This is a genomic window from Vibrio sp. 10N.286.49.B3 (genome assembly GCF_002873395.1).
Classification (GTDB): Bacteria; Pseudomonadota; Gammaproteobacteria; order Enterobacterales; family Vibrionaceae; genus Vibrio.
This window is the reverse complement of the sequence record NZ_MCUV01000068.1, coordinates 20,340-36,443: the sequence shown is the minus strand read 5'-3', so window position 1 is coordinate 36,443 and position 16,104 is coordinate 20,340. Positions and strand designations below refer to the sequence as shown.

Annotated in this window: 17 protein-coding genes; 5 read left to right on the top strand and 12 right to left on the bottom strand. The window is 40.9% G+C overall.

Annotated elements, in window-relative coordinates; all coding sequences use genetic code 11:
- Positions 1 to 66: 66 nt before the first annotated feature.
- On the bottom strand, positions 67 to 2,328 hold the full coding sequence (locus tag BCU68_RS16045) for a tetratricopeptide repeat protein (RefSeq protein ID WP_102565741.1): 2,262 nt from the start codon (positions 2,326 to 2,328) through the stop codon (positions 67 to 69).
- Positions 2,329 to 2,359: 31 nt separating this feature from the next.
- Positions 2,360 to 3,211: an NADPH-dependent 7-cyano-7-deazaguanine reductase QueF gene (gene queF / locus BCU68_RS16040; protein WP_102565740.1), complete on the bottom strand. Its 852-nt coding sequence runs from the start codon at positions 3,209 to 3,211 to the stop codon at positions 2,360 to 2,362.
- 130 nt (positions 3,212 to 3,341) lie between these two features.
- Between queF and syd the strand changes: the two genes are divergently transcribed.
- Positions 3,342 to 3,905: a SecY-interacting protein gene (gene syd / locus BCU68_RS16035; protein WP_102565739.1), complete on the top strand. Its 564-nt coding sequence runs from the start codon at positions 3,342 to 3,344 to the stop codon at positions 3,903 to 3,905.
- 1 nt (position 3,906) lies between these two features.
- Complete coding sequence (locus BCU68_RS16030) at positions 3,907 to 4,683, top strand: Zn-ribbon-containing protein (protein WP_102565738.1); 777 nt, start codon at positions 3,907 to 3,909, stop codon at positions 4,681 to 4,683.
- A gap of 161 nt (positions 4,684 to 4,844) precedes the next feature.
- On the opposite strand, the gene BCU68_RS16025 is transcribed toward BCU68_RS16030, so the two are convergent.
- The 3 genes from BCU68_RS16025 to metN form a co-directional block, all read right to left on the bottom strand.
- Positions 4,845 to 5,648, bottom strand: a complete 804-nt coding sequence (locus BCU68_RS16025; RefSeq protein ID WP_102565737.1) for a MetQ/NlpA family lipoprotein — start codon at positions 5,646 to 5,648, stop codon at positions 4,845 to 4,847.
- A gap of 67 nt (positions 5,649 to 5,715) precedes the next feature.
- Positions 5,716 to 6,408, bottom strand: a complete 693-nt coding sequence (locus BCU68_RS16020) for a methionine ABC transporter permease (protein WP_102565736.1) — start codon at positions 6,406 to 6,408, stop codon at positions 5,716 to 5,718.
- Positions 6,398 to 7,432, bottom strand: a complete 1,035-nt coding sequence (gene metN / locus BCU68_RS16015) for a methionine ABC transporter ATP-binding protein MetN (RefSeq protein WP_102565735.1) — start codon at positions 7,430 to 7,432, stop codon at positions 6,398 to 6,400. The genes BCU68_RS16020 and metN overlap by 11 nt, the downstream gene beginning before the upstream one ends.
- A gap of 194 nt (positions 7,433 to 7,626) precedes the next feature.
- Between metN and gmhB the strand changes: the two genes are divergently transcribed.
- The gene (gene gmhB / locus BCU68_RS16010) at positions 7,627 to 8,178 is read left to right on the top strand and encodes a D-glycero-beta-D-manno-heptose 1,7-bisphosphate 7-phosphatase (protein ID WP_102565734.1); all 552 of its coding nucleotides are present in this window, start codon (positions 7,627 to 7,629) and stop codon (positions 8,176 to 8,178) included.
- A 48-nt stretch (positions 8,179 to 8,226) separates the two neighbouring features.
- Positions 8,227 to 8,568, top strand: a complete 342-nt coding sequence (locus BCU68_RS16005) for an MliC family protein (protein WP_157935206.1) — start codon at positions 8,227 to 8,229, stop codon at positions 8,566 to 8,568.
- A 94-nt stretch (positions 8,569 to 8,662) separates the two neighbouring features.
- Here BCU68_RS16005 and BCU68_RS16000 read toward each other — a convergent pair whose 3' ends face one another.
- A complete protein-coding gene (locus BCU68_RS16000; protein ID WP_102565827.1) occupies positions 8,663 to 9,271 on the bottom strand; it encodes a YitT family protein in 609 nt (202 codons plus the stop codon).
- Positions 9,272 to 9,617: 346 nt separating this feature from the next.
- On the opposite strand from BCU68_RS16000, the gene glyA reads away from it, so the two are divergent.
- The gene (glyA, locus tag BCU68_RS15995; RefSeq protein ID WP_102565732.1) at positions 9,618 to 10,868 is read left to right on the top strand and encodes a serine hydroxymethyltransferase; all 1,251 of its coding nucleotides are present in this window, start codon (positions 9,618 to 9,620) and stop codon (positions 10,866 to 10,868) included.
- 85 nt (positions 10,869 to 10,953) lie between these two features.
- Here the strand turns inward: glyA and BCU68_RS15990 are convergent, their stop codons facing one another.
- From BCU68_RS15990 to BCU68_RS15965, 6 genes are all read right to left on the bottom strand, one after another.
- Positions 10,954 to 11,286: a hypothetical protein gene (locus BCU68_RS15990; RefSeq protein ID WP_102565731.1), complete on the bottom strand. Its 333-nt coding sequence runs from the start codon at positions 11,284 to 11,286 to the stop codon at positions 10,954 to 10,956.
- A gap of 308 nt (positions 11,287 to 11,594) precedes the next feature.
- The gene (gene lipA, locus BCU68_RS15985) at positions 11,595 to 12,560 is read right to left on the bottom strand and encodes a lipoyl synthase (protein WP_102565730.1); all 966 of its coding nucleotides are present in this window, start codon (positions 12,558 to 12,560) and stop codon (positions 11,595 to 11,597) included.
- 104 nt (positions 12,561 to 12,664) lie between these two features.
- Positions 12,665 to 13,300 (bottom strand): lipoyl(octanoyl) transferase LipB, encoded by a 636-nt coding sequence (gene lipB, locus BCU68_RS15980; protein ID WP_102565729.1) that lies wholly within the window; start codon positions 13,298 to 13,300, stop codon positions 12,665 to 12,667.
- Between the two features lie 203 nt (positions 13,301 to 13,503).
- Complete coding sequence (gene ybeD, locus BCU68_RS15975) at positions 13,504 to 13,782, bottom strand: DUF493 family protein YbeD (protein ID WP_102565826.1); 279 nt, start codon at positions 13,780 to 13,782, stop codon at positions 13,504 to 13,506.
- A gap of 158 nt (positions 13,783 to 13,940) precedes the next feature.
- Positions 13,941 to 15,116: a serine hydrolase gene (locus BCU68_RS15970; protein WP_102565728.1), complete on the bottom strand. Its 1,176-nt coding sequence runs from the start codon at positions 15,114 to 15,116 to the stop codon at positions 13,941 to 13,943.
- Positions 15,117 to 15,210: 94 nt separating this feature from the next.
- Positions 15,211 to 16,101: a septal ring lytic transglycosylase RlpA family protein gene (locus BCU68_RS15965; RefSeq protein WP_241901394.1), complete on the bottom strand. Its 891-nt coding sequence runs from the start codon at positions 16,099 to 16,101 to the stop codon at positions 15,211 to 15,213.
- Between the last annotated feature and the right edge of the window lie 3 nt (positions 16,102 to 16,104).

The window sequence follows — 16,104 nt, the reverse complement described above, 5'->3', positions numbered from 1 at the left end:
AGTTAGAGGGAAAGATTAATCGATGATAGCAAAAAAAAAGGGTAAGTCATCGAAAGATATAGGCATTTACTCATCTTTTAGCATTTTTTTGACACTCTCCTCATTAAATGTTGAAGATTGTATTTTTATTAGCCCTTGAGTGATGGCTTGCTTGCAGGCTTCGCGAATATTTTCCTTCGCTAGGCTTGCCGCCGGTGCATTGTCGATGGCTCTAAAGTAGACCCATTGGCTATTTTTGTCTTTCATGCTGACATCACGAGCAAGGTGAGTTGCCATTAATAGTATATCGAGCAGTTCTTTATCATTAATTGCAGTATAAGCTCTTGGCAGGAATGGGTAATCAGCCATGCCCATTCTGATTGTTTTATTGAGCTGCTTGGTCGGTTCAAAATCATTGATCCAACCTTGGACTTTATTAAACATCACTTCCGGCGACTCATCACGATCAGCGTTTCTTTCGATATAGAGCAAGTTGGTATCAGAAAAATGATATAGACGATCAGGCTCATCAATCTTATTGGCAAGGTGAGAACCAAACGCTTCTTCTAATTCTAGCCCTGCTTTATAGCCATAACGCATGTACATATTACGTAGGAAAGGCAGATCAATCATAACAAAACGCAGTCTGTCATTGAGCGGCTCGTGAATTAAGTCTCCCGTTTGCCACTGCTCAAAGGTATGGTTTGTTTTTTGTAATGAGTTAGATAATTTCGCATTAAGCATGCGTAAGTTGCGCATTTTAGAGCGAGAATGAGTATACAGGTCATCAGTTAGCTTTTGGATAAAGCTCGCTTGATTTTGTAAAATATGCCCACGTCTTAAAAGGATAAAAAAGGTGATGGTAAAAATTAAAAATAATGCAAAAAAGACCTTTCTCACTTTATTATATTCAAGCGTTATTTTTTGCAGCTGCTCTTCTTGTCCAAGATAGTGCAGGGTTTGTTCGGCAAACTCTTTTTGCTGACGAAAAGCATCCTCACTAATTTGGTTCAGCTCTTTTTGCTCTAAACTAATTAACTGATCGTATTGCTTCATGCTCTCCAGAGCTCGTGGGAAGTTATCATCTTGCTCGTAACCAGAAGAGAGTAATCTATAGGCGTCAATTTTCATTGCACGATCATTTAGATCCTCAGCAATCGTAAGCGCAGAATGTGCGTAGTTTATAACGTTGTGGCTATCTGCGGTGTGATAAGCTAAGCCGGCACTAAGTAGGTCAGCTTTTCCCTTTAAGCGTGGAATATAGCTATATTGGAGTAACTCTAAGGAATACTTGAGGTACTGCTCTGCCAGTTTGTAGTTATAAAGGTGCAAGTAAGTCGCTGCGAGATTAAGACGAATATTAATAATGCTCGCCGTATTGTGATTAGTGCTGTCATTGTCGAGCGCATTAAAGTAGTGCACTAAGGCTAAGTTATATTTATGCTGGGCAAAGTAGGTATCCCCCATACTTTTCAACACGAGAGCAGAGAGCGGTGAGTTTTCATATTGGTCATAAAAATCGGCAGCTTGCGACCAGTGCTCAAGCGCTTTATCAAACACGCGGCGCTCAAAAAAGAGTTGAGCAAGCAGGCGGTTAGCTTTAGCAAGACGAGATCCTAAATTGTGTTCGATGGACTGCCAATAACCAAAGAGTAAATCTGTTAATGCATGATGATACTGTTGATGAGTAAGGTAAAATTCACCCACTTCCAGGTGATAGTCAATCATCATATTTTGCGAGAAAAGAGTATTAATGTAGTCCTTTGCTTGAGCGTAATACTCGTTCGCTTGCTCTATGTTGTTTTGGCTAGACGCTATTTCACCTTGCAGCATAATCAGCTCGTAGGTGATATCACGGGTAAGTTGTGGCTTAGTTTCAATATTGGCTAGCTCGACCGAAAGGGCTTCTAACTTGCGCTTTGCAGCCTCGGCATCTTTATTTTTACGCCAAGTTAATTCAGCACGGAGTATTTTAATTTGTATATGCTCATGAGGCAGTTGATAAGTATTTGCCAACGTTGAAGCGATATTTAATTGGTTAATCGCAGTATGGGTATTACCTAAGAAAAATTCAGCCTGCGCAAGGGTCATGTAAGCATCAATACTCGCACTTGGCGTACGAATATTACTGACTGAATCATCACGAGCAGTGGCTGATGGGTTCTTTTCATTATAAGAAGATAACTTTCTTTGCCTAATGAAATTTTGCGCTAGGTCACGTGCTTGGGTAGGGTTTATTTCGACTAAATTATTTGCGTCATTAAGCAGCGTTGATGAGTAAGTCGCTGCATTAATAGCAAATGCCATACACCATAGACATAAAACAGTCAGGATTTTATCCCAGCGCATTATTAAATTCCCTTGAGTACCTAAACGGTAATTATTGGCGAGCCATACGTTGATTATGAGCAGGCTTGGTAGTGTGAGTAGAGCGGAATGGGTTGATATCAAGTCCACCACGACGAGTATAACGAGCATAAACCGTCAGTTCAGTCGGTTTACAGTATTGCATGATATCAGTAAATATACGTTCAACACACTGTTCGTGGAACTCATTGTGCTCACGGAATGAAACGATGTAACGCAATAATACTTCACGATTAATTTGCGCACCGTTGTAAATAATTTCTACACTTCCCCAGTCAGGCTGGTTGGTGATTAAACAGTTCGATTTTAGCAGGTGGCTATGCAGAGATTCACTCACAATAGGCGAGCCTGTCGGAACGGCTTGCTCCAGAATGGTCGCATCGAAATCATAGTTGCTGATTTCAATATCTTGATGGTCAATACATTCACCTTGCATTGTCACGATAGGTTGCTCTGTGTAGCTGGTTACTGGATGAATACGAACCGTAACCGTCTCACCAGCGCAAGCCGATAAATCATGCATCAAGCGGTTTTCTACACTGCTCCAGTCATTGAATCGAGTTTGATTGTAGCTATTTAAGTACAACTTGAAAGATTTTGATTCAATCAAGTTAGCGCTGGTTGCAGGAATAAAAACATCACCGATGGCAACTTGAGGTAAGCCCTTGTCATTAAGCCAAGATAACTCATACATTGTCCAGATATCGGTACCTTTAAAAGGCAACGCTTCGCCAAGTTGTAAATCATCACGATTTAAACTGCGGGGTACAGGCTGAAGGAGGCTTGGATCATATTGATTTGAATACTCAGTCGTTTGACCAAGCGTAAGTCCTGCTAGTTCTTTCGCGTTAGAATATTTACTCATACTTTCATTTCAAATTCGATTAGAATAGTGCCAATTTTACTTAATCCCCCTTTCGCTGTCATTAGATGCGGGCAGATAAGTGTTCGAAAGATGGGGTATTCATGATTATCTGTATCATTAGGAGCTGTACATGGCGAATTTTGCCGAAAAGTCCAACCTCACAACCAACGCTTTGCTTGCTTTTAGTCAGAAATATTTACAGGCTTGGCAAGATAAGTACAACTCTTTGCCGATAAGTGAAGAATTGATGGACTTTGTTTCTCCATGCGTTGAGAAAAAAAGTGATGAAGGCGTGTTTTGGCAGCCTTATCACCTAGATAAAGAGGCGGACTTTTCGAATGTTGAGCAGGGTATTGAACTGACTCTGCATGATGATATTAAAGCATTCTACGGCTCACAATACAGCGCTGATATGGAAGCTAAATGGCAAGGCAATGCGTTGACGTTACTGCAGGTATGGAGTGAGGAAGATTTTGTACGCTTACAAGAAAACATCTTAGGTCACCTTGTTACGCAACGTCGTTTAAAGCTTAAGCCAACCGTCTTTATTGGCGCAACGGATGCCGATTTGGACGTTATTTCAATCTGTAATCTAAGCGGTAATGTTATTTTAGAGCGCTTAGGTACGTCAAAGCGCGATGTGTTAGCGGATAATGTGGCAGACTTTCTTAACCGTTTAGAGGCAGAGGTATAACATGTATATTGTTGAACTTCAGTTTGAATGTTTTGATAACACCACTATTTCCGCGGTAGATAAAGCCATCAATGGTTTAATGGATGCTTGGCGTCTTAATGGTCAAGTACTCGGGCGAGAGTTCCCTATCGCAATGGGCGAAGGTGAGTTCTTTGTGCGCGTGGTATGCCCAGAAGAGGATAGTTTACACCCAAGGTATCATTCTGATTTTGTTAAGGTATGTTTAGACCATTTATCGCAAGCGAGCTTATTAGCGCCGAAAATGCGTTTATTAGGTCGTGACTTAAATTCAGAACAAGTTGCAGAAGAAGAAGTACCAAGCTGGCAAGTTCTTTACACAACATACGTACATACTTGTTCGCCATTACGCAGTGGTGAGTCACTTCTACCAATCCCACTTTATCGCTACCCTGCGGTTTCCAATGGTGACCATAAAGCCGTTGTAAAATGGCAAACGGAATGGCAAGCGTGTGATGAAGTGCAAATGGCGGGCGGTTGTCGAGCTGAGCATGCAACGTTAGCGGAAATCAGTGATGAGAAAAGTGTTCTATTTCGTCGTGGCTGGGATTTACGCGGTCGCATTGAGTTTCTATCGAAAGTACCAACCTACTACTACCAGTATCGAGTTGGTGGCACTAGCTTAGCGGCGGAGAAGGCGCGTAAGTGTCCTAAGTGTGGTGGTGAGTGGCTATTAGATGAACCTTTGCATGATATCTTTTACTTCAAATGTGATGATTGCCGTTTAGTCTCGAATATCTCTTGGGATCATCTTAAGTAATACTTAAATATAATCCCTCGCATCATTGCTGAAAGGCTAAAACTATTATGACAAAAAAGGCGCGGTTCTTACTCCTCTAAATAATCAAGAGGGAAGAATCCGCGCCTTTTTGTTATCTATGTTTTACCTAAGCTCTATAGTCGCTAAGGTAAGCGCATTGATTACCAACCTTTAATTACACCATCTTTAAAGATATCTAATGCTGCGTTGTACACTTCTTCCGTTTGGTATGATTTAATGAAGTTTTGCACATTTTCGTCATTAACGTTATCTTCACGCGCTACGATTAGGTTTACGTATGGAGACTCTTTATCTTCAACAAAAATACCATCTTTTTGTGGTGTTAAACCTAGGCTACTTGCGTAAGTGGTATTGATGATAGATAGAGCAACATCATCCAGAGAACGCGGCAGTTGAGCTGCGTCTAGTTCAATAATGGCTAGGTTTTTTGGGTTAGCAACAATGTCACGAACGGTTGCTTGTAGACCAGAACCTTCACGCAGTGTAATTAAACCTTGTTGCTCAAGTAGGATCAGTGAACGACCTAGGTTCGTTGGATCGTTTGGTACGGCAATACGATCACGATCTTGTAGTTCATCAACCGATTTTACTTGCTTAGAGTAGCCTGCAATTGGGTAAACAAATGAGTTACCTGCGATAGTTAGCTTATAGCCACGGTCGCTTACTTGCTGATCTAAATATGGTTTATGTTGGAATGCATTGACATCAACAGAGCCATCATCAAGTGCAGCATTTGGCGTTACGTAATCGGTAAAAGTCACCAACTGAACATCAAGGTCGTATTTCTCTTTTGCTACTTTAGCTGCAACTTCAGCCACTTGTGCTTCAGCACCTGCAATTACACCGACTTTGATGGTTGAGTTATCGGTTTCTTTGTCACCACAGCCTGATAATAAAAGGGTAGATGTAGCGACAATAATAGCGACTAAGCTTTTAAATTTCATACGTATTTTCCTTTTCATATTTGAATCTAACTTATTAATATTTTTTATAACATTATTGTTGTTATGGTTATCGATGATCGACGCGAGAGACGATGCGGTCACCAATAGATTGAATGATTTGCACTAAAATAATCAGCATAACCACGGTAACACTCATGATAGTGACATCATAGCGATGGAAGCCGTAACGAATGGCAACATCACCTAGACCGCCGCCGCCAACCGTTCCTGCCATTGCTGAGTAACTCACCAGCGTAACCAGTGTAATTGTCACTGAGTTAATAATCGTTGGTAGCGCTTCTGGCAGCAGTACTTTAGTAATAATTTGCGTTGGAGTCGCACCCATTGATTGAGCGGCTTCAACAAGTCCAGTGGGTACTTCTAGTAGAGCGCTTTCAATTAATCGTGCTACAAAAGGAATCGCACCGATGGTCAGAGGAACGATCGCTGCACTGGTGCCGATAAAGGTGCCAATCAGTAACTTAGTTAGCGGAATAATCGCTACCATAAGCACTAAAAATGGAACAGAACGACCCACATTGACGATAGCGCCTAAAATTTGGTTAAAGCGGATATTTTCAGATAACCCGCCTTTTTTAGTGATATGTAAAATAACACCAAGAGGAATACCAACAGCAAAGCCAACAATACCGGCAACCGCTACCATGTATAAGGTTTCACCAGTAGCGCCAAGTAATAAGCTGCTATTGAAGTTCAACCAGTCAATAATTGCATTGAGTGAGAAAGAATTAAAGGACATAGCCAAGCACCTCTACTTTTACATTGTTGTCGCGTAGGAATTGAATTGCAGCATTATCGTTTGCTTCATCACCAAAGAATTCGGCAACCATCATGCCAAACTTAACGCCGCCAGCGTAATCCAGATCGGAGCTTAAAATACTCACGTCGATAGTGAACTGACGAGCAATTTGAGTAATCAGAGGCGCGTTAACCGTTGCACCAGTAAACTCTAAACGTACTAGTGGATGACTTCCTTCGACACGTGTCGCTTGCAAACGGGCTTGATAATCTTCTGGAATTGATAGATCTAAAGTTGAACGAATAAACTGATGGGCAAGTTCTGTTTTCGGGTGAGCAAAAATGTCACCAACCGTGCCTTTTTCAACCAATTCACCGCCACCAATGATAGCCACTTCATGGCAGATACTTTTTACTACATCCATTTCATGGGTGATCAGCAAAATAGTAATATTTAATTGGCGGTTGATGTCACGTAGTAGCTCTAAAATAGATTGCGTTGTCGCAGGATCAAGCGCACTGGTTGCTTCATCACAAAGCAGTACTTTTGGATCTGAAGCAAGAGCTCGAGCAATTGCCACACGCTGCTTTTGACCGCCACTAAGATTTGCAGGGTAGGTGTCATGCTTATCCGCTAGACCCACAAGTTCAAGTAAAGGCGTCACTTTACCTTCAATGTATGTGCTGCTTTTTCCTGCCAGCTCAAGTGGCAAAGCAACGTTATTAAATACAGTGCGTGAAGAGAGTAAATTGAAATGTTGGAAAATCATACCAATGTTACGACGCGCTTCGCAAAGTTCTGATTGATTTAATGTCGTTAGATCAACACCATCAACAATAACCGATCCATCGGTAGGAGCTTCTAACATATTGACACAACGAATTAGTGTGCTTTTCCCTGCACCCGATGACCCGATAACACCAAAGATGTGGCCTTGAGGAATATGAAGGTTAATATTTTTTAAGGCATGAATTTCTTTTGTGCCTTGATAAAAGACCTTGTTAACTTGATTAATTTCAATCATGTAAAAAACCTGTGCAGGTGAGCGATATAAAATGTTGAGTGTTCTCTCAATTCGTAGGTGATGCTATGGCTTTCCTTGATTTAAGTCAATAGATATTTTGACGTCTAGACGGCTAAAAGGCAATTAGGTCGTGCTGTAGTAAATAAAGCATGCGATAATTAGAGGCATAAGTTAGCTAGATAGAGAACTCAATTTTGGCAAAACCAGCAGTTTTTTTAGATCGTGATGGGGTGATCAATGTTGATCACGGTTATGTACATGATGAACATGACTTTGAGTACATCGATGGTGTGTTTGAAGCCGCTCAAGCATTCAAGAAGATGGGGTATTTATTAGTTCTTGTGACTAACCAATCTGGTATTGCGCGTGGTAAGTTTAGTGAAGATCGCTTCTTATCTTTAACGCAATGGATGGATTGGAATTTTGTTGATAACGGTGTTGAATTAGATGGGATTTATTACTGCCCACATCACCCTGAGCATGGCATCGGCGAATATAAACAAGATTGTGAGTGTCGCAAGCCTAAACCGGGTATGTTTATCTCAGCGCGTGATTTCCTAAAGATTGATATGCAAAACTCAGTCATGATTGGTGATAAAGCAGAAGATATGATGGCTGCCGAGGCTGCTGGTGTTGGTACTCGTATTTTGGTTCGCACAGGTAAACCGGTAACGGAACAAGGTCAGGCGTTAGCAAGTGTTGTTGTTGATAGTATTAAAGATGTGCCTAACTACTTGAGTTCATAGTTTTGTTTGCTACTGTTAAATGGAAGAGTTCATTTAATGGAAGCAAATATGAAAATGAATCTGGCAACATGTAGTCTATCGGTCATCGCACTGGTCGGTTGCTCTCAACCTAAAATGGATGGTGACGGCTCAAATAAAAGTCATCTAGTTCGCTACCTATGTGGTGATGATGGCTTTTCAGTACTTTATTTGCCAGATAAGAAGGCGTTGCTTGAGTTTAGAGATGAAACTTTTCAATTAATTCAAGTACCTTCAGGATCTGGTATTAAATATATCACCGATGATCGTGACTTTACTTTTACTACTGCGGTAACGTTATACAGTAAAGGTGAAGAGGCAATATTTGAGTTTGGTCGTGCAGTTTTTGCGGATTGTCGTATTAAGTTGTAGTTATATTCAATGGGCACCTATGCCCATTGATGTCTGTCCCATCATACCCATATTGCAACATACGTTATATGTTTTCTTATCGGTTAAGAATTAACTAGTTACTCTGGCTGTAATTAACTTGATAACGTGTAGGTTTGTGATTCATGGCTAAAACAATATTGAGTATTAGTGCACCTAAGATAGATACCACAATAGTCCAAACTGGCAAAAAGAATAGCGATGTAAACAGAATGCTGACGTCGATCATCATCTGAGTTTTGCCCACCGAAATACCAAACTTGTCTTGGATAAAGAGGCACAGAACATTAAAGCCCCCCAAACTTGAGCGATGACGAAATAAGATCAGCATACCTAAGCCCATCAACAAGCCGCCAGCCACTGCACAATAGACTTCATTGACACTATCAAGGGTAATAAAAAGATAAAGATGATCCGCCATGATAGAAACTAATGCCCCAGAAATCGCACTGTTGATCGCAAACTGGCGACCAAAACGTTTCCAGGCTAACAAGTAGAAAGGGCTGTTAGCGATAAAATAAAGCGTACCGAATGTTGCAGGTATAAACTGACTTACTAGTAGGGCAAGCCCCGTTGTCCCACCCGTTAATAAGTTGGCAGACTGAAGGAAGAAAACACCCTGAGCAACTAAAAATGTCCCGGTTAAAATAGCGATCCAATCTTCTTTTAATGTATGTTTTTCCATCATTTTATTTTTTAACTGAGTAATAAAGACGTGAATAATAGAGAAAACTTGTTGGTTTCGATAGGTAGAGGTAAAAAATTAATGCAAGCCTCTGTAATCTTCAATTTACGCAGTGTAAAGTAAGATGTTGACAAAGAAGCGTGAATGGATGGTAAGCTATATACCATCATGATATACATCACTTGTCATTATGAATAAACTGCATATGAATTTTTGCAATTAGCCCTTTATGATCGAAATCAAACTATGTAATATATGTCACAAGATACGGTGACGAAAACGTTTGCATTTGGTCGTTGTGTGGTTTTTTTGAAACTTTTAGTACAATCTGAGTCAGGAGATACAGATGCTTAAGCGTGACATGAACATTGCTGATTACGATGCGGATCTATTCGCAGCAATTCAAGAAGAAACTCTTCGTCAAGAAGAACATATTGAACTTATCGCTTCAGAAAACTACACAAGCCCTCGTGTAATGGAAGCGCAAGGCTCGCAACTAACCAATAAGTATGCTGAAGGCTACCCTGGCAAGCGTTACTACGGCGGTTGTGAGTTTGTTGATAAAGTAGAAACATTAGCAATTGAACGTGCTTGTGAGCTTTTCGGTGCAGAGTACGCAAACGTACAGCCTCACTCAGGTTCTCAAGCAAACAATGCCGTTTACATGGCGCTTCTGAATGCGGGTGATACTGTTTTAGGTATGAGCCTAGCACACGGCGGTCACCTTACGCACGGTTCACCAGTGAACTTCTCTGGTAAACTGTACAACATCATTCCTTACGGTATTGATGAGAAAGGTCAAATCGATTACGAAGAGATGGAAGCGCTAGCTGTTGAGCACAAACCAAAAATGATTATTGGTGGCTTCTCTGCTTACTCTCAAATCTGTGATTGGGCTCGCATGCGTGAGATCGCTGACAAAGTAGGTGCTTACTTCTTTGTTGATATGGCGCACGTTGCTGGTCTTATTGCTGCTGGTGTTTACCCTAACCCGGTACCTCATGCGCATGTTGTTACCACAACAACGCACAAAACATTAGCAGGTCCTCGTGGCGGTCTAATTCTTTCTAATGAAGGTGAAGATCTTTACAAGAAACTGAACTCTGCAGTCTTCCCTGGCGGTCAAGGTGGTCCTTTGATGCACGTTATTGCTGGTAAAGCCGTTGCATTTAAAGAAGCATTAGAGCCAGAGTTTAAAGAATACCAAGCTCGCGTAGTCGCTAACGCAAAAGCAATGGTTGCTGAATTCCTAGCTCGTGGCTATAACATCGTTTCAGGTTCAACAGAGAACCACCTGTTCCTAGTTGACCTAATCGATAAAGATATCACAGGTAAAGAAGCCGACGCAGCACTAGGTTCAGCGAACATTACAGTGAATAAGAACTCAGTACCAAATGACCCACGTAGCCCGTTTGTTACGTCTGGTATCCGTATTGGTTCACCTTCTATTACTCGTCGTGGTTTCTCTGAAGCTGATGCGAAAGAGTTAGCAGGTTGGATGTGTGACATTCTAGATAACATGGGCGATGAGTCTGTTATCGAAGCAACAAAAGCGAAAGTATTAGATATCTGTAATCGCTTACCGGTTTACGCTTAATTTTAGCGTTTAACTTTAAAGTGTGAGTCTATCGCATAATGAATACTAAAAACCGCTTCATAATGAAGCGGTTTTTTTATGGCTACTATTTAGGAATACTAAGCAGCGTTCCTGATTTACAGCGGAAAGAGTAGTAGTTACTGCTTTCACTAAATTTACCCAGTCCTTCACCATCGCAGTAATTAATATTAATCTCGCGCATTGTTTCTAAGGTGTCTTCACTCTTTAAAGTAAACTTCGAGTCATCGTCACAAATAATGCGCACTCGCTCATCATCGCTGACGGAATACAGTTTTACTTCGGTATTACAAAGCTCAAATGAAGCTTCCATGTAGTTATCGTGCTTGGTGTTACCACTGCTACAGCCATTTAGTAACATTGCAAAAGTGAATGCTAGCGCTACTGTTTTTAATATCATTATTTATTCCTTTGACTCAATGGTCTTCGATTAATAATACCAATTCCACTTATTAACGGTTTAGAGAAAACACGTTTGGTGTAATGAACCAAAATAGGCGTTGATGGCCTATGTATAAGCGTATTCAACAGTTGCGTTTTGTGCCACTTTGGGTTGTAGCAATATTAATAAAAAAGGCTGATATTGATACCAATCGTAGTAAATAAGGTTCATTTACTTACTTTGATTGGTATTAACCCTTAGCGAGTTATCCTATCAGCCTTTTATGTTGTCGTTTTAGCTGTCTATCAAATAGAGCCGTTTATGGCTTACTTAACTTCGATACCTTGAGCTTGCATGTCAGCGTGGTAAGACGAGCGAACAAAAGGTCCACATGCCGCGTGAGTAAAGCCAAGATCAAGAGCGATCTCTTTTAGCTCATCAAATTCAGCGGGCGGCACGTAACGCTCTACTGGTAAGTGATGACGGCTTGGTGCTAAATATTGTCCAAGAGTCAGCATGGTTACGCCGTGCTCACGTAAGTCTTTTAATACTTGAATGATCTCTTCTTTGGTTTCACCCAGCCCCATCATTACGCCAGACTTGGTGGGAATATCGGGGTGCTGCTGTTTAAATTTCTGTAGCAGTTGTAAAGACCATTTGTAGTTGGCACCAGGGCGCGCTTTACGGTATAAGCGTGGCGCTGTTTCTAGGTTGTGGTTAAAGACATTTGGTGGGTTATCTTTTAATAACTCTAAAGCTTTATCCATACGACCACGAAAATCTGGAACGAGAGTTTCAATTTGAATATTTGGATTCAGAGCTCGAATTTCACGGTTACAGTCAGCAAAATGTTTTGCACCACCATCACGTAGATCATCACGATCAACCGAGGTAATAACCACATATTTTAACTTCATGTCTTTGATAGTTTGTGCCAGCTTCTGTGGCTCATTATCTTCTGGAGCAGTAGGGCGACCATGTGCGACATCGCAAAATGGGCAACGGCGTGTACAAATAGCACCTAAAATCATGAAGGTTGCCGTGCCATGGTTGAAGCATTCTGCCAAGTTAGGGCATGACGCTTCTTCACAAACCGAATGGAGGTTATTTTTACGCATTGCTGATTTGATTTCTTGAATACGATGACTGTCAGATGGCAGTTTAATTCTCATCCATTCAGGCTTACGTAGTATTTCAGCTTTTTCTGCAGGCATATTTTTTACCGGGATCAATGCCATTTTATCAGCGTCGCGATATTTAACGCCTTTTTCCATTTGAATTGGTTTGCTCATGATTGTCTGCTTCTACTATATAGTGTAACTAACTTTAAAGGGGCGAAATCATTATTGTGTCTCTATGACTTTAATTACCTAAATCAGCGTAATAAGTGATGATCTCAAGTTCGAGTTTCTACTTGGTTATAATTAAGTAATTCAATAATTTCTTGTATTAATTTATCTTCTACCAAGGCTAAGTCAGCAGGTCCACCTAACTCATTTACTTGCGTCATTTCCATTCCTTGGTAGCCACATGGGTTAATACGTAAAAAGGGGGTAAGGTCCATATTGACATTTAAAGCGAGCCCATGGAAGGAGCAGCCTTTACGGATCCGTAAACCGAGTGAACAGATTTTTTTGCCATCGACATAAACGCCAGGTGCATCGGGTTTCGCTGCGGAGTTTATATCGTATGAGCTTAGGGTATTGATCACTAGGTTTTCAATATGAGTAACAAGCTCACGTACGCCAAGTTTTTTACGGCGCAGGTTTATTAAGAAATAAGCGACTAACTGTCCGGGACCGTGATAGGTGACTTGCCCACCGCGATCGCTGTGCACAACAGGTATATCTCCAGGGTTGATGATATGCTCAGCTTTTCCAGCTTGTCCTTGAGTAAAGACAGGATTGTGCTCAACTAGCCACACCTCATCAGCACAGTCAGCAGTGCGATTATCGGTGAATTCATGCATGGCTTTCCAGATTGGCTCATAATCTTGACGACCGAGTTTTTTTACAATCAGCTGATTTTGCAAGGCAAACGTCCCTAGTCATTAATAAAGTAAATACATTATAAACTTGTTCGGTTAATGTAACCACCCACAGGTTACAAGGTTTTTTAAAATAATACTAATACCAAGCGTGGCAAATAACAGAGTTACCCAGATAGCAAAACAGCGACCAAATCCATGGTCGCTGTTTTCTATTATTTCGATGAAAGAGTTAACACGTAGCGTGATTAAAGCACCATTCGTACGATGTCAATTTCACCAAGTTCTTTATAAAGTGTTTCCACTTGCTCGATGGATGTTGCCGTAATATTGATCGAAATTGAGTGGTAGTTACCTTTAGCACTCGGCTTGATCGTTGGGCTGTAATCACCTGGAGCGTGGCGTTGAATCACCTCTAGAACTAATTCTGGTAGTTCAGGTTTAGCGTGTCCCATTACTTTGTAAGTGAACGAGCATGGGAACTCTAAAAGGTCTTTTAGTTTTGCATCAGAATTAATATTCATGATTGACTCCAAAATTGGGAAGCGAGTTTCAATATTGATGCAGGATATTACTGCCAATATGGATGGAACTCAAGATAGAAAAAAGCCGCAGCAGGGAAGGTCGCGTTTAAAGTGGCGAACTTCTCTATACGGCTTTGTTTGCTTTGATTAAAAATTAGTACTTAGAACATGCCTTTAATCATTAGAACTAGGTAGTCCCATAAGCGGCTAAATAAGCTACCTTGCTCAACATTTTCCAATGCAAGCAGCGGGTATTCAGCGACGTCTTCACCATCGACTTGGTAGAAGAGTTTACCAACCACATCACCTTTGCTAATTGGTGCTTCTAGCTCTTTTTCTAAAACGAAGCTTGCTTGTAGCTTTTTAGATTGACCACGGGCTAGAGTGACATAAGTATCGCTATCAACACCAAGTGCAACCGTATCTTTGTTACCCATCCAAATTTTTTCTTCGACAAAGGTTTCGTTCGCTTTGTGTGGCGCAACAGTATCAAAGAAGCGGAAGCCGTAGCTCAATAATTTTTTACTTTCTGATTTGCGCGCATTGGCACTTTTGGTGCCCATAACAACAGCCACTAGGCGCATTTTTCCTTCAGTTGCAGAGCTGACTAAGTTGTAGCCAGCATTGCTTGTATGACCGGTTTTAATGCCATCTACATTCATGCTTTTATCCCACAATAAGCCGTTGCGGTTATATTGGGTAATGCCGTTGTAAGTGTATTTTTTCTCAGCGTAAACACGATACTCTTCAGGCACATCACGGATTAGCGCTTTACCAAGCAAGGCTAAATCATAAGGTGTTGAGTAAAGCTCAGCATCATCTAAGCCATGAACATTAGCAAAGTGAGTGTTCGTCATGCCAATTGAATCAGCCCAAGCATTCATGAGATCAACAAAAGCGTCTTCAGAGCCAGCAATATGCTCAGCCATTGCCACACAAGCATCGTTACCTGACTGGATAATAATGCCGCGGTTTAAGTCTGCCACTTTTACGCTAGTGCCAACTTCAATGAACATTTTTGATGAATCAGGGAAGTTTTTAGCCCATGCATTTTCGCTAATAACGACATTATCTTCAGGCGTAATGTTACCTTGCTTTAACTCTTGGCCGATGACATAGCTGGTCATCATTTTGGTTAAACTTGCAGGTGATAGCTTTTCATCCATCGCTTTTTGCGCGAGTATTTTGCCAGAATGATAATCCATTAAGACAAAGCCTTTTGCAGCAATTTGTGGTGAATCAGGTACAACACTAGGTGCCGCGTTTGCTGTAGATGCCCATATTGCTGTTAATGCAATAGAAGAAAGAGCAACAGATTTCAAGGTAGTTTTAATCATTATGAATGCAATTTTGTTAGTGAATTATTAGGATACTAACAGAAAACTTACCGTAGGGTAGAAAGCTAATCTACGGTAAAGTTTCGGTTAATGCTTAGATCTTATTTCCTTCGTTCAACGATGCACTGATCGTTTTAATAAAAGCTGATGGGTAGCCAAGTGCTTTGACTTCTTTAAGAACGGATTGAGTCAATGTATAATCATCAAATGGACCAACCAGCGCTCTATATTGAGAGTCATTTTTATCTAAGTAGGTCTCTTCAGAGAGTGCCTTACTGACTTCTATCGCTACATTTTCAGTACGCTCTTTATGTGCTGATGTTAGAAATTGCACTGCATAGACAGGGTGCAAATTAATTCTATTACCACTGCTGTCTTTTTTAGGCGTATTCAGTACTTCGATTTTAACATTAGCTGTACCGGTTTTGATTACATCAAGTTTATAGGCAGCGGCATAGCTTAAGTCGATAATTCTTTCGTCGTGAAATGGACCGCGATCATTAATACGCACCACTGTACTCGCGTCATTATCGGTATTCGTTACTTTAACATAGCTTGGAATCGGTAATGTCTTATGCGCGGCTGACATGGAATACATGTCATAGACTTCACCATTTGAAGTTAAATGACCATGAAATTTAGCACCATACCAAGAAGCTTTACCGGTTTCAGTGAAATCTGCAGTATCTTGAATAATTTTATAGCGCTGTCCTTTTAAGGTGTAATCACGGTTACCGCTCGTGCTGTAGGGCTCAAATGAAGGGCTTGCTTCCTCAACATGATCAACGGAGATCGGGTTTTCTGGCGCAACATCATCTTCTAGTTTGTAACGCCCTGCATTTGGATCGTTATTTTCAACATCTTCTGCAACGGCAGCTTGTTCATTTTCAGAGGGTTGAGCTTCACTCTCTGTCGGTGGTTTTGTCGAGCATCCTGCTAGAATTAACGTCAATGTCATCAAAAGTGTACGATATTTTATAGTCATTTA